The 18,460-nt window shown below is 69.7% G+C and carries 17 protein-coding genes and 1 pseudogene; 6 read left to right on the forward strand and 12 right to left on the reverse strand.

Annotation, left to right across the window (positions count from 1 at the left end; translation table 11 throughout):
- Positions 1 to 25: 25 nt before the first annotated feature.
- Entirely contained in the window at positions 26 to 1,384 is a 1,359-nt protein-coding gene (locus tag ACYVL2_RS10850; RefSeq protein ID WP_460543090.1) for a GH1 family beta-glucosidase, read from the forward strand.
- 86 nt (positions 1,385 to 1,470) lie between these two features.
- Here ACYVL2_RS10850 and ACYVL2_RS10855 read toward each other — a convergent pair whose 3' ends face one another.
- The 7 genes from ACYVL2_RS10855 to ACYVL2_RS10885 form a co-directional block, all read right to left on the reverse strand.
- Complete coding sequence (locus ACYVL2_RS10855; protein ID WP_460543092.1) at positions 1,471 to 2,733, reverse strand: hypothetical protein; 1,263 nt, start codon at positions 2,731 to 2,733, stop codon at positions 1,471 to 1,473.
- Positions 2,734 to 3,128: 395 nt separating this feature from the next.
- Positions 3,129 to 3,854: a hypothetical protein gene (locus ACYVL2_RS10860; RefSeq protein WP_460543094.1), complete on the reverse strand. Its 726-nt coding sequence runs from the start codon at positions 3,852 to 3,854 to the stop codon at positions 3,129 to 3,131.
- Positions 3,855 to 3,868: 14 nt separating this feature from the next.
- A complete protein-coding gene (locus tag ACYVL2_RS10865; protein ID WP_460543097.1) occupies positions 3,869 to 4,198 on the reverse strand; it encodes a hypothetical protein in 330 nt (109 codons plus the stop codon).
- Positions 4,199 to 4,562: 364 nt separating this feature from the next.
- Positions 4,563 to 5,555 (reverse strand): aldo-keto reductase family protein, encoded by a 993-nt coding sequence (gene mgrA / locus ACYVL2_RS10870; protein ID WP_460543099.1) that lies wholly within the window; start codon positions 5,553 to 5,555, stop codon positions 4,563 to 4,565.
- Positions 5,556 to 5,605: 50 nt separating this feature from the next.
- Positions 5,606 to 6,292, reverse strand: a complete 687-nt coding sequence (locus tag ACYVL2_RS10875) for a response regulator (protein ID WP_460543101.1) — start codon at positions 6,290 to 6,292, stop codon at positions 5,606 to 5,608.
- Between the two features lie 13 nt (positions 6,293 to 6,305).
- Positions 6,306 to 7,556 carry a sensor histidine kinase gene (locus tag ACYVL2_RS10880; protein WP_460543103.1) on the reverse strand — a complete coding sequence of 417 codons (1,251 nt, stop codon included), beginning with the start codon at positions 7,554 to 7,556 and terminating at the stop codon, positions 6,306 to 6,308.
- 91 nt (positions 7,557 to 7,647) lie between these two features.
- Positions 7,648 to 8,400: a 2,3-diphosphoglycerate-dependent phosphoglycerate mutase gene (locus ACYVL2_RS10885; RefSeq protein WP_460543105.1), complete on the reverse strand. Its 753-nt coding sequence runs from the start codon at positions 8,398 to 8,400 to the stop codon at positions 7,648 to 7,650.
- Between the two features lie 233 nt (positions 8,401 to 8,633).
- On the opposite strand from ACYVL2_RS10885, the gene ACYVL2_RS10890 reads away from it, so the two are divergent.
- Positions 8,634 to 8,933, forward strand: a complete 300-nt coding sequence (locus ACYVL2_RS10890) for a hypothetical protein (RefSeq protein ID WP_460543107.1) — start codon at positions 8,634 to 8,636, stop codon at positions 8,931 to 8,933.
- On the opposite strand, the gene ACYVL2_RS10895 is transcribed toward ACYVL2_RS10890, so the two are convergent.
- Entirely contained in the window at positions 8,934 to 9,410 is a 477-nt protein-coding gene (locus ACYVL2_RS10895) for a type III secretion system chaperone family protein (RefSeq protein WP_460543109.1), read from the reverse strand. It abuts the gene before it with no gap.
- A 20-nt stretch (positions 9,411 to 9,430) separates the two neighbouring features.
- Positions 9,431 to 10,669 carry a D-inositol-3-phosphate glycosyltransferase gene (gene mshA / locus ACYVL2_RS10900; RefSeq protein ID WP_460543111.1) on the reverse strand — a complete coding sequence of 413 codons (1,239 nt, stop codon included), beginning with the start codon at positions 10,667 to 10,669 and terminating at the stop codon, positions 9,431 to 9,433.
- Positions 10,670 to 10,982: 313 nt separating this feature from the next.
- On the opposite strand from mshA, the gene ACYVL2_RS10905 reads away from it, so the two are divergent.
- From ACYVL2_RS10905 to ACYVL2_RS10915, 3 genes are all read left to right on the forward strand, one after another.
- The gene (locus ACYVL2_RS10905) at positions 10,983 to 11,654 is read left to right on the forward strand and encodes a TetR/AcrR family transcriptional regulator (RefSeq protein WP_460543113.1); all 672 of its coding nucleotides are present in this window, start codon (positions 10,983 to 10,985) and stop codon (positions 11,652 to 11,654) included.
- A gap of 127 nt (positions 11,655 to 11,781) precedes the next feature.
- Complete coding sequence (tmk, locus tag ACYVL2_RS10910) at positions 11,782 to 13,905, forward strand: bifunctional MFS transporter/dTMP kinase (RefSeq protein WP_460543115.1); 2,124 nt, start codon at positions 11,782 to 11,784, stop codon at positions 13,903 to 13,905.
- Positions 13,902 to 15,071: a DNA polymerase III subunit delta' gene (locus ACYVL2_RS10915; protein WP_460543117.1), complete on the forward strand. Its 1,170-nt coding sequence runs from the start codon at positions 13,902 to 13,904 to the stop codon at positions 15,069 to 15,071. The genes tmk and ACYVL2_RS10915 overlap by 4 nt, the downstream gene beginning before the upstream one ends.
- 3 nt (positions 15,072 to 15,074) lie before the next feature.
- On the opposite strand, the gene ACYVL2_RS10920 is transcribed toward ACYVL2_RS10915, so the two are convergent.
- Positions 15,075 to 15,659 carry a hypothetical protein gene (locus ACYVL2_RS10920; RefSeq protein ID WP_460543119.1) on the reverse strand — a complete coding sequence of 195 codons (585 nt, stop codon included), beginning with the start codon at positions 15,657 to 15,659 and terminating at the stop codon, positions 15,075 to 15,077.
- Between the two features lie 162 nt (positions 15,660 to 15,821).
- Here ACYVL2_RS10920 and ACYVL2_RS10925 point away from each other — a divergent pair, with 162 nt between their 5' ends.
- Complete coding sequence (locus ACYVL2_RS10925) at positions 15,822 to 16,439, forward strand: hypothetical protein (RefSeq protein ID WP_460543121.1); 618 nt, start codon at positions 15,822 to 15,824, stop codon at positions 16,437 to 16,439.
- A 112-nt stretch (positions 16,440 to 16,551) separates the two neighbouring features.
- On the opposite strand, the gene folE is transcribed toward ACYVL2_RS10925, so the two are convergent.
- Both folE and ACYVL2_RS10935 read right to left on the reverse strand, forming a co-directional pair.
- A complete protein-coding gene (gene folE / locus ACYVL2_RS10930) occupies positions 16,552 to 17,190 on the reverse strand; it encodes a GTP cyclohydrolase I (protein ID WP_460543123.1) in 639 nt (212 codons plus the stop codon).
- 9 nt (positions 17,191 to 17,199) lie between these two features.
- Positions 17,200 to 18,432: pseudogene (locus ACYVL2_RS10935) on the reverse strand (ATP-dependent metallopeptidase FtsH/Yme1/Tma family protein); the annotation flags it as partial.
- Positions 18,433 to 18,460: the final 28 nt, after the last annotated feature.

The following is an 18,460-nucleotide window of genomic DNA, read 5'->3' on the forward strand; positions in this document are numbered from 1 at the left end:
CCACCCAAGCGAGGAGCAGACGCACATGAGCGCAGCCAGCCCGTTCCCCGAGGACTTCCTCTGGGGCGCGTCCACCGCGGCCTACCAGATCGAAGGCGCCGCCGAAGCCGACGGCCGGGCCCCGTCGGTCTGGGACACCTTCGCCGCCGCCCCGGGCAAGACCCGAGACGGCGACACCGGCGCGGTGGCCTGCGACCACTACCACCGCTGGCGCGAGGACTTCGCGATCGCCGAATCGATCGGCCTGAAGGCCTACCGGATGTCGGTGTCCTGGGCCCGCCTGCAACCGAGCGGCCGCGGCGAGCTGAACCCGGCGGCCGTCGAGTTCTACCGCGCCCAGCTCGCGGACCTTCGTTCACGCGGCATCAAATCGGTGGTCACGCTGTTCCACTGGGACCTGCCGCAGGTGCTTGAAGACGAAGGCGGCTGGCCGCAGCGGGCCACCGCCGACCGGTTCGCCGACTACGCCGGACGCACCGCCGCCGCCCTCGGCGACCTCGTCGACGAGTGGATCCCGATCAACGAGGCCTGGTGCGTCTCGTTCCTCGGGCACTTCGAAGGCGTCCACGCCCCCGGCCACCGCGACCTGACCGCGGCGCTGCGCGCGGCCCACCACCTCAACCTCGGCCACGGCCTCGCCGTCGCGGCCATCAGGTCCGCCAGCCCGGGCGCCAAGGTCGGCTCGGCGGTGATCATGACCGACATCGAACCGGCCAGCGACCACCCGGCCGACCAGGCCGCCGCCCAGCTCGCCGACGGCAACGGCAACCGCATGTTCCTCGACCCCCTGTTCAGGGGCTCCTACCCCGAGGACATGGTCTGGCACTACCGAGGCACCGGCGCCTTCGACGCCGTGGCCGCCGGCGACCTGGAGACGATCGCCGCGCCGCTGGACTTCGTCGGCGTCAACCACTACCACCGCTTCAGCATCGCCGCCGATGAGAACGACTCCCACCTCGGCACCCGGGCCCTGCCTCCGGAGGGCCCGGTGACCGCCTTCGACTGGGAGATCAGTCCCGACAGCATCCGCCGGGTTCTGGAACGACTCAACGCCGAGTACACCGACCTGCCGGTCTACATCACCGAGAGCGGAGCCTGCTTCGACGACGAGATCGGCCCCGACGGCACGATCGACGACGCCGCGCGCATCGACTACCTCGACGGCTACCTGCGGGCGGCCGGGGCGGCGATCGAGAAGGGCGTGGACCTGCGGGGCTACTTCGTCTGGTCGCTGCTGGACAACTTCGAATGGGCCGAGGGCTACTCCAAGCGCTTCGGCCTCGTCCACGTCGACTACGACACCCAGAAGCGCACCCCGAAGCGCAGCGCCGACTGGTACCGAGGCGTGATCGCTTCCGGCGGAGCCGCTCTCAACTGGAAGTAGACCCGCCGGGGTAGGTCGTGCCCGCCCGGGTGAGTCTGCGTTCGGACCGGGCGGGCACGAGTCTCGCTTCCAGGCTGGGGTGCCGTCTAGACGTAGGGGTCGGTCTCTTCGTCGTAGTCGGTGCCCCAGACGTCGTCGTCCTCGGTCAGCCAGGTCGCGCGGCCCTCTTCGTCCTCTGAGCCCGCGCCGGCTCCTCGTCCGGCGCCGCCGCCCATCATGCCGCCGGTCATGCCGCGACCGGCTGCTCCGGCCGTACCCGCTTTGGCACCCATGCCGCCCGGGCGGCCGCCGGCGCCGCCCGCACCGCCGACCATTGCGCCTCCCGACCCCATGCCGGCACCGCCTGCGCCGGCACCGATGCCGCCGCCGGTTCCCGCGCCGGCGCCCGTGCCGAGACCCGTGCCTGCGCCGATGCCGCCGCCCGGCCCGGTGCTGGAAGCCAGACCACCCGAGATGTCGTCAGGGTCGTCTCCGGCGGCACTGGCCCAAGGGTTGTTGCCGTCGAGGCCGGAGCCGGAGAACTCGGATCCGCCTCCGGTGAAGCCGCCTCCGCCTCCGAGACCTCCCGAGCCGCCGCCGAACGGGCTCGTCGACTCAGGGGGATTGAGTCCTCCGGTGCCGCTCGAGCTCGGCGACCCGTTGAACGAGCCGCCTCCCGGCGGCGAGTAGTCGTTGCCGGTCAGGTCGCCGCCCGAGTCCCGGAACGCGGTGTCCTTCGAGTCCTCGACCGTCGGCGCGAACTCGCTCGCCGAGCTCTCGGCGTCGGTCCAGCGGGCGATCACCGTCTCGTTCTGCTCTGTGGCGCGCGCCTCGTAGTCGTTGCTGGCCTCGTCGTAGTCTTCGGCCGCCCGGTTGTTGGCGTCCTGCTCGGCCAACTGCTCGGCCCGGGCACGAAGCGAAGCCTCGTCGGTGTCGGGGTTGTCGGCCTTCAACTGGGCCAGGTGGAACTCGGTCTGGTCGGACTTGTACTGGTTGAGCTCATTGGCGTACTCGCCGTCGAAGCCGCCGAGTTCCATGGCCTTCTCGGCGTCGCCGTCGCCGAACATGCAGCCTTCGGCGACCTCGCAGTCCCCACTCTTGAACGGCGTCCGGACGTGGACCTTCGGATTGGAGAACAGTCCACCCTTGTCCTCCACCCAGTACTGCGGCGCCGGGTACGGAAGTTCGTGCGAGTCCCCGCCTTGGAGGGCGTAGATCTCGTCGCTCTTCTGGTTCAACAGACCGACCATGCCGGAGGATTGGTCGCCGATGTCGGCCGTAATTCGCTCACAGTTGGCGAACACCGTCTCCATCTGGTCGGCGAAGGCGTCGAAGTCGTCACCCTGCCATCCGTTGGCGAGATCTTCCAACTTAGACCGGAGGATTGGAGCGACTGCTGTGCTTTCATTGTCGGAGAAATCGAAATTGAAGTTGAACCACTCATCGGCGATGGTCCGCAGCGCATACTTGTCTCCGTCCGCGGGTCTGATCTGACTGACGAGCGACTGGACCTCTTCCGGGCTCGGAGCCGCGGTGCCCCCGGCCACGCACTTGAAGCTTTCGACCTGGCCAGCGACAGGGATCGCGGAGACAAGCTTGACCCAGGCGAGCTCGGCAGGGTTGTCCGTATTGGTGCAGCTGCCGTTGGAGCATTCCGCTCCCGAGAGGAGGGTGGAATCGGCAATTGACTGTTGCTGGCCGATCGCCTCCGCGCCTTCCATACCTTCGTATGGATCGGTATCAAGCTGAACGTTGTCGCTCACGGTTACTGCACCCCTGCGATTCTATCGTTCACGATCTGGTTCACCTCAGGCAGATAGCTCTCGACAAGCCATTGATTGAGTTCGGCGTCGGTGAACGCGAGTGCTGGATCCCCGCTGCCTCGGAGTCCGAAGTCATTGGTGTGATAAAGCCGCACGTGGATCACCCACTGGCCGTCGCGGGCAACGACTTCGACGTGTGGTTGATCGGCATCGCCGGTCCACGACACCACGGTTCCTTGATCCCAAGGACCAGAGAACTCTTCCACCACTGCGCCGGTTCCATCGGAGGCCGCGGAACTCGCAGAAGAGGTGCGTTCCTCATACGACGCCGTAGCTTGCTCTTCGTTCTCGGTGGGTACGATTTTGACGTTGAGCTCTCCGCTCATACTGTAGTCGTTGTCGCTCGAAGCTCCCTCGTAGCTGCCGAGGTAGATGAGGCTTCCACAACCGATGGCGGCCGGGTCGAGGGTGTTGCCGATTTCTTGGTTTCCGGGTTGGCCGCCTTCGGCAGTGGAGGAACCGTAGCCCTTGATGCCCATGTAGTCGGTGATGGGCTGGAGATGGTCGAGGACTTCGCAGGCGTCCCAGGAGGTCATTTCGGTGTAGACCGGGTCCTGGGATGAGGAGTCCTCCGACGAGTCGCCGGATGCGCCGCCCGATTGGCAGGCGGTGAGCAGCAGTGCCGCCGAGCCGGCGGCCGCGAGGGATTCGAACAGTGTGCGTTTCATCGGAGCTTCGTGTCCTAGTTTTCGAGGTCGTTCGCGTGAGCGGAGGTCTCCGCGACGTTCAACTCTTCGGATTCGTTGTGCAGGCTGAGGGACTCGTCGATCGTGACGATCGCGCCGTGCAGGTCCGCGCGAAGCTTCTGGAGGTTCTCCCAGGTCTTCTCGTGGGCCTCGGCGTACTTCTGTCTGGCGTCCCGCGACGAGTCCAGGAGCCCGAAGCCGGGCTCGACGCCCAGTTCGTTGCCGGTGCGCATCTTCTCGACCAGGCCGGTCACGAATTCGAGCCGTGCTTGGAGTTCTTCACGGTAGGCGTTCAGATATGCGGGGTCGAGGATCCGTTGGGCCACAGCACAGACCTCCCTGGGGTGAAGAGCATGGGTTCCAAAACAGACAGAATCAGGTTAGCAAGTCGTCACAAACGGTGCGGTACAGGATGATGTGACCTCGATCTAGGGCGACAAAAAGGGACCGACGGCGTGTCGGTCCCTTTCGCCGCGCCGCTGCCGTGCAATGGCGTTGTAAGGCGCAGTGCGCCGTTCCCCCTGAACGATTGAATACGGCGGTCGCGGGCCGCCGACCGAATCGTCAAACAAGTTCGGCGGCCCGCTCCCCCAACCAGAGAGGAGCACCTCCCGTGGCCTGCGTCAGCCTACGTCGAGGGCGTCATCCGACTCCGCAGCGAAACGCCCGGGTCTTCGGCTCCGCGCAGGTCTAGCCGATCGCGTACTCGTCGATCTCGGCCAGTTCGGCGTCGGTGAACTCCAGGTTGTCCAGCGCGGCGACGTTGTCCTCCAGCTGCCGAACACTGCTGGCGCCGATGATGAGGCTCGTCATCCTCTCGTCGCGCAGCGCCCACGCCAGCGCCATCTGCGCCAGCTTCTGGCCCCGCTCGGCCGCGATCGCGTTGAGGCCGCGAATGCGCTCCATCTTCGTCTCGTCCAGCGCGTCCTCGTTGAGGAACACGCTGGTGCGCATGCGCGAGTCCTCGGGGACGCCCTCGAGGTACCGGTCGGTCAGGAGCCCTTGGGCCAGCGGGGAGAAGACGATGCAGCCGGCGCCGATCTCCTCGAGCGCGTCGAGGAGTCCGTCGCGCTCGGTCCAGCGGTTGAACATCGAGTACGACGGCTGGTCGATCAGGAGCGGCGTGCCCAGGTCCTTGAGGATCGCGGCGGCGCGGCGGACCTGCTCGGAGTCGTAGTTCGAGACGCCGACGTACAGCGCCTTCCCTGAGCGCACGATCGCGTCGAGCGCGCCCATGGTCTCCTCGAGCGGTGTGTCCGGGTCGGGCCGGTGGTGGTAGAAGATGTCGACGTAGTCCAGGCCCATTCGCCGCAGCGACTGGTCGAGCGAGGCGATGAGGTTCTTGCGCGAGCCCCACTCGCCGTACGGACCGGGCCACATGTAATACCCGGCCTTGGAGGAGACGACCAGTTCGTCGCGGTATCCGGCGAAGTCCTCAGCGAGGATCCGGCCGAAGTTCTCCTCGGCCGACCCGGCCGGGGGTCCGTAGTTGTTGGCCAGGTCGAAGTGCGTGACGCCGAGGTCGAAGGCGCGGCGCAGGATCGCTCGCTGGGTGTCGAGGGGCCTCTCGTGGCCGAAGTTGTGCCACAGGCCCAGCGAAATGGCGGGCAGCTTGAGGCCGGTGCGTCCGGACCTGCGGTAGGGCATGGCTGTGTAGCGGTCGTCCGCGGGGAGGTAGGTCACGGACTCAGCCTATCCGGCTGGGGCCGGTGGGGCTCCGGTGTGTCCTGATATCAGGCGTGCGGGTCGAACTTGTAGCCCAGGCCGCGGACGGTGACCAGGTGGCGGGGCTTGCCCGGCTCGGGTTCGATCTTGGAGCGCAGGCGCTTGACGTGCACGTCGAGGGTCTTGGTGTCGCCGACGTAGTTGGCGCCCCAGACGCGGTCGATCAGCTGCCCGCGGGTGAGGACCCGGCCGGCGTTGCGCAGCAGCATCTCGAGCAGCTCGAACTCCTTGAGCGGCAGCTGGACGTCGGTGCCGCCGACCGAGACGGTGTGGCGGTCGACGTCCATGCGCACCGGTCCGGCCTCCAGGACGGTCACGATCGGGTCGTCCGGCTCGGCCGAGCGGCGCAGCACGGCTCTGATGCGGGCGACCAGCTCGCGGGAGGAGTACGGCTTGGTGATGTAGTCGTCGGCGCCGAGCTCCAGGCCCACCACCTTGTCGACCTCGGAGTCGCGGGCGGTGACCATGATGATCGGGACGTTCGAGTTGGCTCGCAGCTCGCGGCACACCTCGGTGCCCGACTTCTCGGGAAGCATGAGGTCCAGCAGGACCACGTCGGCGCCGGTGCGCTCGTACTCCTTGATGGCGGCGTCGCCGTCACCGGCGACGGACACCTCGAAGCCCTCCTTGCGGAGCATGTAGGACAGGGCGTCGGAGAACGATTCCTCGTCTTCGACTACGAGAACGCGCGTCACGGGTCAACCTTCCCTAGCAAACTGGGCCGTCTGTTCTGTCGATTGCATCCGAGTCCGGTGCCCCTGCGTCGGCCGGTAGGGAACGCGCAGGCAACATCAAGGTAAACATTGACCCGGATTCCGGCATACTGGACACGTCGACACGGCCGCCGTGATTCACCGCAACGTGCTTCACAATGGCCAATCCCAGACCGGTCCCGCCGGTGGCCCGCGACCGGGCCGCGTCGACCCGGTAGAACCGCTCGAAGATCCGGTCCAGTTCCTCTGGGGGAATACCGATTCCCTCGTCGCGGACCGAGATGCAGACGGTGTGCGATTTGGCCACCGAACCGCCCGGTCGGCATACCGACGTGGTCACCTCGACGCTGGTGCGCTCAGGTGAATACGCGATGGCGTTGCCGACGAGGTTCTTCACCGCGGTCACCAACTGCGACTCCGAGCCGAGCACCTCCAGGCCCGAGACGCCGGTCGACTTGAGCTCGATGCCCTTCTTCTCGGCGGCGATGCGGGTCTGGTCGAACGCCTCGGCGACGATCCGGTCGACCGACACCGGCTCGGGGTCCGGCAGTTTCTCGGCGCCCTGGAGGCGCGAGAGCTCCAGCAGGTCGGAGATGAGGTGGTTCATGCGCGCCGACTCGGCCTGGATGCGGTCGGCGAACCGCGCCGCCGCGTCCGGGTCCTCGGCGGCGTCCTTGAGCGCCTCGGAGAGGATCTGCATGGCCCCCACCGGGGTCTTCAACTCGTGGCTGATGTTGGCCACGAAGTCGCGGCGCACCCGCTCGACCCGGTGCAGCTCCGAGATGTCCTGCAGCTCGACCACCGACATGCCGTCGGCCAGCGGCGTGATCCTGGCGCGCACCGCCGACGGCTCGCCCATGCCAGGGGAGGGCACGTCGAGCTCGGCGTCGCGGAACCGCCCCGACCGCCGCGCCTGCGCCAGCAGCGCCCGCAGCGTCAGCGAGGTGATCTCGACATTGTCGACCAGGCCCAGATCGCGGGCGGCGGCGTTGGCGTACAGGACCCGGTTGGCGTCGTCGACCAGGCACACGCCCGTGCGCAGCAGGTCGATCGCCGCGGCCCATGGCCGCCGGTCAGGGGAGACTTGGGAGCCGTTCCGGGGGTCGGGAGCGCCCCTGCGGGAGCGGGTGAGGGCCAGAGCGGCGGAGGCGGCGCCGAACACGGCGCCGGCGACGACCCCCGCCAACGCGCCCCCGACCGACTTCCTCGGTGCGGGGGGCAGGGGATTCGAATGATGTTTCGGCACGACTCCAGCGTAAGCGTGATGCGGCCCGGCGTCGAGCGCCGGGCCGCATCACGGTCACCCTCCGTTAACCGGAGCCGCTCCAGGGCTCGCCTCACTTCTTGCCCTGGGCGGCCACGGCCGCGGCCGCCTCGGCGGCGGCGTCCGGGTCGAGGTACTCCCCGCCCGGCACGGTCGGTTTGAGGGTCACGTCGTCCAGCTCGTAGCGCAGCGGCATCCCGGTGGGGATGTTCAGTCCCACGATCTCGTCGTCGGAGATCCCGTCGAGGTGCTTGACCAGGGCCCGCAGTGAGTTGCCGTGGGCGGCCACCAGCACGGTCCTCCCGGCCTTGAGGTCGGGGACGATGCCGTCGTACCAGTACGGGAGCATCCGCTCCAGCACGTCCTTGAGGCACTCGGTGGCCGGCTGCACCTCCGGGGCCAGGTCCGCGTAGCGCGGGTCGCCGTCCTGGGAGTACTGCGATCCGGGCTCGATCGGCGGCGGCGGGGTGTCGTAGGACCGGCGCCAGGTCATGAACTGTTCCTCGCCGAACTCGGCGAGCGTCTCGGCCTTGTTCTTGCCCTGCAGCGCCCCGTAGTGGCGCTCGTTGAGGCGCCAGTGGCGCTTGACGGGGATCCAGGAGCGCTCGGCCTCGTTGAGGGCGAGCTCGGCGGTGTTGATGGCGCGGCGCAGCACCGAGGTGTGGACGACGTCGGGCAGCAGGCCGGCCTCGGCCAGCAGCCGCCCGCCGCGGCGGGCCTCGTCCTCGCCGGCGGCCGACAGCTTGGCGTCGACCCAGCCGGTGAACAGGTTCTTGGCGTTCCATTCGCTTTCGCCGTGGCGAAGCAGCACGAGAGTAGCGGTCATACCCTCCATCCTGCCGCGCCGACGCCGCGCGTGCCCGCGCCTCGCCCGCACGATGTGGCCGCCGTCGCTCTGCGCGCACGCGCCGGAGCGGTTTCGCGAACGCGACAGTCGGCATGATTAGCGCCGGAGTGAGTGGGTACGCCCTATAACGACAATTCAGGACGACCGGCCGCTGCGCACCCCCAAAGGCGAAGCCCGGTCGATTCCCCGCGCAATGACCTGAGGAGACGATCATGGTCTTGCACCGCACCCGCTACTACCCGCTCGCCGTGCAGATTCTCACCGGACTGCTCACCGCCGTCGCGGCGGTGATCCTGCTGTACCTGGCGCTGGTCCTGCTGGAGGCCAATCCCGGCAACCCGCTGGTGGACTTCTTCGGCGCGATCGCCGACTGGTTCGCCTGGCTGTTCCTCGGCATGTTCACCGTCGAGGACTCCAGGCTCCAAGCGGTCCTCGACTACGGGCTCGCCGCGCTGGCCTACCTGGGCCTCGGCGCGCTCGTGCACGGACTGGGCCGCCGCACGGCCGACTGATCAGTCGTCGGGCCGGAGGTGCTCGAAGGCGGCGAGGTTCCGTGTGGACTCGCCGCGGGAGAGCCGCCAGCGCCACTCTTCCCTGATCGAGGAGGCGAAGCCGAGTTCGAGGATGGCGTTGAAGGCGTCGTCGGCGGCCTCGAGGACCGATCCGAGGACGCGGTCGAGCTCGATCGGGTCGACCGACGCGATCGGCACGCGGCCGACCAGGTGGATGTCGCCGGACTCGTCGATGGCGAACGAGACGGCGTAGAGCCGCCCGTTGCGGCGCAGCAGCTCGGCCCAGACCCGCTCGTGGTGCTCTTCGGGGCGCCGTGAGACGAACGCCTCGACGCGCATGGCGTGGTCTTCGAGGATGAGCGAGCACGGGGTCGAGAGTTTGCGCTGCCCGGGCAGCACCAAGGACACCGAGCGGGGGCCGTCCTGCCGGTACTCGATCCCGATCTGGTCCAAGGCCGCGGTGAGTTTCTCGATCACCCTTCCACCCTAGGCCGGATTCAGCGGCGGGCCGCCAGCCGCGCCGTGCGGTGCGTCTCGGCGGCGCGGAAGTAAGCGGCGCGGATGCCCGCCGCCGTGGCGCTCCACGAGAACGACTCGGCGTGGCTCCGCGAGCCGGCCGCGAGTCGCCGGCGCAGCTCGCCGTCGGAGAAGAAGGTGCGCAGCGCTGCGGCCCAGTCGTCGGCGGCGTGGGTGTCGACCAGCAGCCCCGATGCGCCTTCGGCGACCGCGGTCGGCAGTCCTCCGACGCGGGCGGCCAGCACCGGCGTCCCGCTCGCCTGCGCTTCGAGCGCCACGAGCCCGAACGACTCGTTGTAGCTGGGCACGGCGACCACGTCGGCGGCGCGGTATACCTGCGCCAGGGCCTCGCCCGACCGCGGGGCGCGCCACTGGACCTGGTCGGCCAGGCCGAGTTCGGCGGCCAGTTTCGGCAGCCAGTACAGGTCGGTGTTGGACGGTCCGCCGACGAAGACCGGCACGATGCGCCGGGCGAGCTCGGGGTCGGTGTGCCGCAGCCGGGCCAGTCCGCGCAGCAGCACGTCGGGGGCCTTGGCCGGCTGGATGCGGCCGACGAACGCCACCACCAGCGCGTCCGAGGGCAGGTGCAGGGCCTCGCGGGCCTCGCGGGCATCGCCGGGCCGGAAGACGTCGAGGTCCACGCCGGGGTGGACGACGTTGACCCGGTCGAGGTGGGCACGGTAGTGATCGTGCAGTTCGGCGGCCTCGGCGTCGGTGTTGGCGATGAGGAGGTCGGCCTCGGCGGCGACCTGCTCCTCGCCGATCACGCGCGTGTGCGGCTCGGGTTTGTCGCCGTCGGCGAGCTGGGCGTTCTTGACCTTGGCGAGGGTGTGGAAGGTCTGGACCAGCGGCACGCCCCACCGCTCGGAGGCGACCCAGGCGGCCTGGCCCGAGAGCCAGTAGTGGGCGTGGATGAGGTCGTAGTGGCCGGCGGGGTTGTGGGCCTCGGCGCGCAGCAGGCCGCCCGTGAAGGCGCACAGCTGCGTCGGCAGGTCGTTCTTGGACAGTCCCTCGAACGGGCCGGCGTGGACGTTGTGGACGAGCACGCCCGGCGCCGCCTCGGTGGTCGGGGGCTCCTCTGAACTGGTCGCCCGGGTGAAGATCTCGACCTCGACGCCGGCGCGGGCGAGTTCGGTGGCGGTGTTGAGCACGTACACGTTCATGCCGCCGGCGTCGCCGGTTCCCGGCTGGGCGAGCGGAGAGGTGTGAACCGAGACCATCGCGACGCGTCTGATCCTTCGCTGGCGGCAGTGGGCCCGGAACGCCGGGTTGCGCCGATTGCTCAAATCGCTCGTCCTCTCGTGCGGTGCCGTCCTCTGACACAACGCGCAAAGCCTTCGTAATCCTTCCGTCGGGTCGGAGGCGCGGCAACCGTCGTCCCCCTCGGAGTGACGAAACCCGCAGCCCACGGCGGCGGGCCCGTGCGGGGGACAAGCCAGAAATTTGTTCGCGACACGGGCCGGAATGGGCCTCAAATCCGGGCAAGTCGTCCATGATGGGGATACTTGTCATCACGAGGGGGGAGACAACACCATGAGCACGGCAACCGTGCCAGCCGCAAGGCAGCCCACCATGTCGCCGGCGCCCAAATTCGGCCCCGCGCACTCGCTGCGACGCCTGCCCGTCCAGGAGCGCAGCGCCGCCCGCGTCCGCAGAATGCTCGACGCCGCCGCCGACCTCATCGAAGAGGTCGGGTACGACCGACTGTCGACCACGGCCATCGCCCAGCGCGCCGACGTCGCCATCGGCTCGGTCTACCAGTTCTTCGGCGACAAGCGGTCGCTCGCCGAGGCGCTCAGCCAGCGCTACATCGACCAGTACATCGAGCGCCTGGTCGCGAGCTTCGAGGCCGAACCGCCGACCGACTGGCGGGCGGGGGTCCAGTGCGCGGTCGCCGAGTACGTGCACATGTACCGCACCGCTCCGGGCTTCCGCGTGCTGCACCTGGGCGACGCCATCGACCCGGGCCGCGGCGAACGGCTCATCAGCGGCGGCGACGTCATCGCCGCGCAGCTCCTCGCCGGTCTCGAGCAGCGCTTCGGGGTCACCCCCGACGAGACGCTGACCGAGACCGTGACCGTCGCGGTCGAGACCGGTCAGGCCCTGGTCCGCCTGGCCTTCCGCCGCGACGCCGACGGCGACGCCTCGGCCATCGCCGAAGCCGGAAGGGTCGTCTGCGACTACCTGGCGCGCCGCCTGTCGTAGAGCACTCAATCCGCCCGCGCCGGAACCCGCGACCGGACCGGCCCGACTAGTCTCGTAATCGGGCCGGTGCGGTCGCGGGTCGTCCCGCCGGCGAACCCGGCTGGGACCTGGACATCTGAGGAGTGGCATGGCGAACACGACCGCGGATCTGAAGACGGTGCTGCGGATCCGCCCCTTCCGGCGGCTGTGGACCGTGCTCGGACTCGCCTCGTTCGGCGACTGGCTCGCCCTGTTCGCCACCGCCGGCTTCGCCCAGTCCCTGTTCGACAACCTCGCCGCCAAGGGTGCGGCGTTCTCCGGCGTCATCGTCCTGCGTCTGCTGCCCTCGCTGCTGTTCGGGCCCATCGCCGGCGTCTTCGCCGACCGGTTCGACCGCCGCAAGACCATGGCCGCCTGCGACTTCGCGCGCTTCGCGCTCCTGGCCTCGGTCCCGACCGTCTACCTCGCCACCGGCTCGGTGGCGCTCACGGTCACCTGGCTGGCGGTCGCCCAGATCCTCATCGAGATCGCCGTGATGGTCTGGATGCCCGCGAAGGAGGCCGCGGTCCCCAACCTCCTGCCCGCCTCCAAATACGAGGCCGCCAACCAGCTCACCCTCGCCACCACCTACGGCCTCGCCCCGCCGCTGGCGTTCGGCGTCCTGGCCATCCTCGAGCGCGGCGCCAATGTCTGGTCCAACCTCGGCGCCTGGGCTGAGCCGATGGTCCTGGCCCTCTACATCGACGCGGCCATGTTCGGCACTCTCGCGATCACCGTCCTGTTCTTCATCCCCCAGATCTCCGGCCGCGACGGCCTCGCCAGAGCCAAGGCCGCGGCCAGAGCCGGCGGCATGTGGTCCGACTTCGTCGAGGGCTGGAGCTACCTGCGCGGCCGCGAACGCGTCCGCGGCCTGGTCATCGGCATGCTCGGCGCCTTCAGCGGGGCCGGCATCCTCATCGGCGTCGGCACCGTCTACGCCGCCAACCTCGGCGCCGGCGACGCGGCCTTCTACCTCCTGGCCGTATTCCTCTTCATCGGCCTCGGGATCGGCATCGCCCTGGGCCCCAAGATCATCCGGGACCTGTCGCGGCTGCGCTGGTTCGGCATGAGCATCGTCCTGGCCGGGACCGGACTGGCGATCAACGCCCTCGCGCCCTGGCTGTGGGTCGCCCTGAGCGGATCGGTGATCATCGGCCTGGGCGCCGGCATGGCCTTCCTGGCCGGCATCACCCTCCTCCAACGCGAAGTCGGCGACGAGATCCGCGGCCGCATGTTCGCCTTCATCGGCGTCAGCGCCCGCGTCATCCTCATGGTCTCCATGACCGTCGCCGCGCCGCTCGCCGGCTGGCAGGCCGCCCGCCAGCTCGACCTCGGCATCACCAGAGTCGAGATCTCGATGAGCCGAGTGCTCCTGTTCGCCGCCGCCGCACTGGTCGTCTGGCTCGGCATCACCGCCTTCCGCCGCATGGACGACAAACCCGGCGTCCCCGTCCTCGCCGACCTCTGGTCCTCCCTGCGCGGGCGGCCCCTGTCCGCGGCCGTCCCCGCCGGCAGCCGAGGCTTCTTCGTCGTCATCGAAGGCGGCGAAGGCGCCGGCAAGTCCACCCAGGCCGTCAAACTCTCCGCCTGGCTGCGCGTACGCGGCTACGAATCGGTCCTCACCCGCGAACCCGGCGCCACCGACATCGGCATGCGCATCCGCACCCTCCTGCTCGACACCGGCGGCGACTCCGCCCCGGCCCCCCGCGCCGAGGCCCTCCTCTACGCCGCCGACCGCGCCCAGCACGTCGACAAGGTCATCCGGCCCGCCCTCGAACGCGGCGCCGTGGTCGTCTCCGACCGCTACGTCGACTCCTCCATCGCCTACCAGGGCTCCGGACGCAGCCTCGGCAGAGACGAGGTCGCCTGGGTCTCCTCCTGGGCCACCGGCGGCCTCAAACCCGACCTGACCGTCGTCCTCGACGTCGACCCCGCCCAAGGACTCCAGCGCGCCAAGGCCGGCGGCGACGGCGACCGCCTCGAACAGGAAGACCTCCTCTTCCACGAGCGGGTCCGCCAGACCTTCCTCGACCTGGCCGCCGACGACCCGAGACGCTACCTCGTCGTCCCCGCCGGCGGCACCCCCGACCAGGTCGCCGACGCCGTCCGCGACGCCGTCGCCGAACGCCTCGACATCCGCACCGAGACCAGCCGCTCCGCGACCGCCTGGCCCGACCTCGACGCCGGCGAGACCCCCTGGCACAGCGTCGCCGAGGAGGCCGGACGGTCGTGAACGCCACCGACACCGCGCCCGGGGTCTTCGACGAGCTCGTCGGACAGCCCGAAGCCCGCCGCGTCCTGGCCGACGCCTCCCGCGGCCTCGGCATGACCCACGCCTGGCTGTTCACCGGCCCGCCCGGCTCCGGCCGCTCCACCGCGGCGGTCGCCTTCGCCGCTGCGCTCCAATGCGAACGCGGCGGCTGCGGCGAATGCCACGCCTGCCGCACCGCCCTCGGCGGCACGCACCCCGACGTCACCCGCGTCATCCCCGAAGGACTCTCACTCGGCGTCGACCAGGTGCGCACCCTCATCCAAGAGGCCTCCCGGGCCCCCACGGCCGGACGATGGCAGATCCTCATCGTCGAAGACGCCGACCGCCTCACCGAAGCGGCCGGCAACGCCCTGCTCAAAGCCGTCGAAGAACCGCCCGCACGCACCGCGTTCCTGCTGTGCGCGCCCTCGACCAACCCCGCCGAGATCTCGGTGACCATCCGCTCCCGCTGCCGCGTCATGGTCCTGCGCCAGCCCCCGGCCGCGGCCATCGCCGACCTCCTGGTCGAACGCGACGGCCTCGACCGGCACGAGGCCGAGCTGTTCGCGGCCGCCGCCCAAGGACACGTCGGCCGGGCCCGGCGCCTCGCCACCGACCCCGAGGCCCGCGCCAAACGCCACGCCGTCCTCCAGATCCCGCGGCGCCTGACCGGCCTGGGGGCCTGCTTCACGGCCGCCGTCGAGCTCATCGAGGCCGCCGAAGCCGAAGCCTCCGGCACCTACACCGAGCGCTCGGCCGCCGAACGGGAAGCACTCGAGACCGCGCTCGGCAAGGGCGGCACCGGCAAAGGCGCCTCCAAGGCCGCCCGCGGATCCGCCGCGGCCCTCAAGGAGCTCGAGAAGCGACAGAAGACCCGCGACACCCGCGCCCAACGCGACTCCCTGGACCGAGCCCTGGTGGACCTGGCCGCGTTCTACCGGGACGCGCTCGCGGTCGGCTTCGGCGCGCGGATCGCCCCGATCCACCCGGACATGGCCGAGACCTCCCGGGCGGCCGCCACCAAGTTCAGCGCCGAGTCGCTGCTGCGCCGCATCGACGCGATCCTCGAGTGCCGCAAGGCCATCGAAGCGAACGTGCGGCCGCGCATCGCCGTGGAGGCGATGATGACCAAGCTCTGGCAGTCCTGAAGCCTATTGCGTCCACAAGTGGTGGATGAACGCGTCGACCGCCTTGGGCGCCTGCCCGGTGCGCTGCCACCGGTACCAGGCGGCCTCGTCGACCACGCGCACGCAGAAGTCGCCGTCCACTTCGAACGGCTCTGAGACGCAGCGGAAGTCGTCGCGGAACGAACCGCCGGCCCAGTACCAGACCCGCCGTCCGATCAGGCCCGGCACGTCCGAGGCGGGGAACGGCTTGCGGACCGGCGGCGCGTCCGGGTCGGAGAGCCGGTCGATGAGGTACCCCGGCGGCGGCGTCGAGGGCTCCGGGTTCGCGTCGGCGCGCTGGACCCACACCTCCTCTGCCGGGACCAGCGACGCGTAGGCGTCGCCGTCGCCGTCGACGGCCCGGTAGTAGTCGGCCTCGGCGATCACCGGCACCAGCATCGCGCCCTCCCGCGTGACCGGGTCGTCGGCGCGCATGTCGAACCGCCAGCCGCTGCCGGGCGTCCCGCAGACCACCCGCCGGGAGTGCATGTCGAACACCCGCTTCGCCGGGACCGGCACCAGGACCGGGGGCGGCTCGGGGATGTCGAAGGCGTTGTCGGCAGGGCCCACCGATACTCCAGCAAATCAGACCATCGCGCGCGGAAACCCGCTTTCGGGCGGGTCCGGTCCAGCATAGGCAGTTGGCACACTCTGGGGATTCACGGCCCCGGAGGCTGCCATAGAGTCATGATCACAAGCACGGAACACTTCTCTCGAAATGAGGATGGCGCAATGAGCGAATTCGACGACACCGCCGCCGACGCGGACGTGGCCGAGGACTACTCCGGCGACACCGAAGAGGCCTTCGACATCAACGGCGACGGCATCGAGGACGACACCTTCTCGGCCGACGGCAACACCTACATCGACGCCGATTACGACGGCGTGGCCGACGGCGTCGCGGTGGACACCGACGGCGACGGCGTCTCCGACGAGCTGCACATGGACCTGGACGGCAACGGCACCTTCGAGTCCGAGGCCATGGACACCAACGGCGACACCTACATCGACACCATCGCCTCCGACACCTCCGGCGACGGCGTCGTCGACCAGGTCATGAGCGACACCAACGCCGACGGCTATGTGGACACGGTCGCCTCCGACACCACCGGCGACGGCTACGCCGACACCATCGTCTCGGACACCGACGGCGACGGCTACGCCGACTACGTGAGCATCGACTCCGATGCGGACGGCTACTCCAACACCGTCATGACCGACACCGACGGCGACGGCTTCCTCGACTCGGTCGAGACCACGCCCGAGGCCTACAACCCGAACCCGGGCGACCCGAACGCCCCCTCGGGCACCGAGGGCAACTTCCAGCCCTCCACCGGCGAGACGATCTAGCGTCCGCCTTCGGGGAGACCAGGAGCCCGAGAGCCCAGAGGACTCGCGAACAATCGAGGAACACAGAGCAGAGGCCGGATGCGGCGCATCCGGCCTTCCGCTGCGCGCGACCTCAGCCGGTGCCGCGCAGCAGCGACATCGCCTCGGCGCGGGTCCTGGCGTCGGACTGCAGGATGCCCCGCACCGCCGAGGTCACCGTCGTCGAGCCCTGCTTTCGGATGCCGCGCATCGACATGCAGGTGTGCTCGCATTCGACCACGACGATCACGCCGCCGGCCTCGAGCGACTTGTACAGCTGGTCGGCGATCTGGCTGGTGAGCCGCTCCTGGACCTGCGGGCGGCGCGAGTAGACCTCGACCAGCCGCGCCAGTTTCGACAGTCCTGCCACCTGCCCGGAGTCGCCGGGGATGTAGCCGACGTGCGCCACGCCGGTGAACGGCAGCAGGTGGTGCTCGCAGAAGGACTGGACCTCGATGTCGCGGACGAGGATCAGTTCGTTGTGGTCCTCGTCGAAGGAGGTCTTGAGCACCTCCTCGGGGTCGACCCGGAGCCCGGCGAACAGCTCGGCGTAGGCCCGGGCGACGCGCCGCGGCGTCTCCTTGAGACCGGGGCGGTCGGGGTCCTCGCCGACCGCGGTCAGGATCTCGCGGACGGCCGCTTCGATCCGCGGCAGGTCGACCGCGTCCTCGACCGGGCTGCCGTTGATGCGGCCGTCGAGGAGCCGCGCCGCGAGGTTGTCGAGTTCAGCCATCGAACAAGCTTACGACGGGTCGGTGACTTCCTCGGACGGCTCGTCCAGCGAAGCCGGCTTGGAGCCGTTCGGCGTCGACACCGGCGGCTTGCCCGAGGGCCTGCGGCTCGAGGTGCCGTTGAACGGCGACATCGGCGGGCGCTTGTCGACCCGCTCGGCGATCCGGGCGAGGTCCTCCTGGTTGAGCGTCTCCTTCTCGAGCAGCTCGACGACCATGCGGTCGAGGACGTCGCGGTAGTCGGTGAGGATCGCGTAGGCCTCGTCGTGGGCGATCTCGATCAGCGCCCGGACCTCGGCGTCGATGGTCGCGGCGATCTCGTCGGAGTAGTCGCGCTGGTGGCCGTACTCCTTGCCGAGGAACGGCTCGGAGCTGGCCGAGCCGTACTTGACCGCGCCGAGCTTGCCGGACATGCCGTACTCGGTGACCATCGCCCGGGCGACCTTGGTGGCCTTCTCGATGTCGTTCTGCGCCCCGGTGGTCGGGTCGTGGTAGACCAGCTCCTCGGCGGCGCGTCCCCCGAGGGCGTAGGCGAGGGTGTCGATCATCTCCGAGCGCGACTGCGAGTACTTGTCCTCGGTCGGCAGCACCAGCGTGTGCCCGAGGGAGCGGCCGCGCGGCAGGATCGTGAGCTTGTGGACCGGCGCGGCGTGCGGCAGCGCGTGGGCGACCAGGGCGTGGCCGGCCTCATGGTAGGCGGTCATCTTCTTCTCGTCGTCGCCCATGACCCGGCCCTTGCGCTCGGGTCCGGCGATGACGCGGTCGATGGCCTCCTCGAGCGCGTCCATGGAGATGGCCTGCTCATTGCGGCGGGCGGTCAGCAGTGCGGCCTCGTTGATGACGTTCTCGAGGTCGGCGCCGGAGAACCCGGGAGTGCGGCGCGCGACGGTGTCGAAGGTGACGTCGGGGACGAACGGCTTGCCCTTGGCGTGGACCGACAGGATCGCCTCGCGGCCCTCCTTGTCGGGCGCGTCGACCGGGATCTGGCGGTCGAAGCGGCCCGGGCGCAGCAGCGCCGGGTCGAGGATGTCGGGCCGGTTGGTGGCGGCGATGAGGATGACCCCGCCGCGGGTGTCGAAGCCGTCCATCTCGACCAGGAGCTGGTTGAGCGTCTGCTCGCGCTCGTCGTGGCCGCCGCCCATGCCGGCGCCCCGGTGGCGGCCGACGGCGTCGATCTCGTCGACGAACACGATCGCGGGGGCGTTCTCCTTGGCCTGGGTGAAGAGATCGCGAACGCGGCTGTTGTGCAGGAGCATCGGCTTGTCGCCGCCG

Source organism: Glycomyces halotolerans, assembly GCF_054779575.1.

Bases quoted from the DNA above. Each gene is read 5' to 3' on its own strand.
- ACYVL2_RS10850 (WP_460543090.1), top strand. From the start codon at position 26: ATGAGCGCAGCCAGCCCGTTCCCCGAGGACTTCCTCTGGGGCGCGTCC.
- ACYVL2_RS10860 (WP_460543094.1), bottom strand. From the start codon at position 3,854: ATGAAACGCACACTGTTCGAATCCCTCGCGGCCGCCGGCTCGGCGGCA.
- ACYVL2_RS10885 (WP_460543105.1), bottom strand. From the start codon at position 8,400: ATGACCGCTACTCTCGTGCTGCTTCGCCACGGCGAAAGCGAATGGAAC.
- ACYVL2_RS10890 (WP_460543107.1), top strand. From the start codon at position 8,634: ATGGTCTTGCACCGCACCCGCTACTACCCGCTCGCCGTGCAGATTCTC.
- mshA (WP_460543111.1), bottom strand. From the start codon at position 10,669: ATGGTCTCGGTTCACACCTCTCCGCTCGCCCAGCCGGGAACCGGCGAC.
- ACYVL2_RS10905 (WP_460543113.1), top strand. From the start codon at position 10,983: ATGAGCACGGCAACCGTGCCAGCCGCAAGGCAGCCCACCATGTCGCCG.
- tmk (WP_460543115.1), top strand. From the start codon at position 11,782: ATGGCGAACACGACCGCGGATCTGAAGACGGTGCTGCGGATCCGCCCC.
- ACYVL2_RS10925 (WP_460543121.1), top strand. From the start codon at position 15,822: ATGAGCGAATTCGACGACACCGCCGCCGACGCGGACGTGGCCGAGGAC.
- folE (WP_460543123.1), bottom strand. From the start codon at position 17,190: ATGGCTGAACTCGACAACCTCGCGGCGCGGCTCCTCGACGGCCGCATC.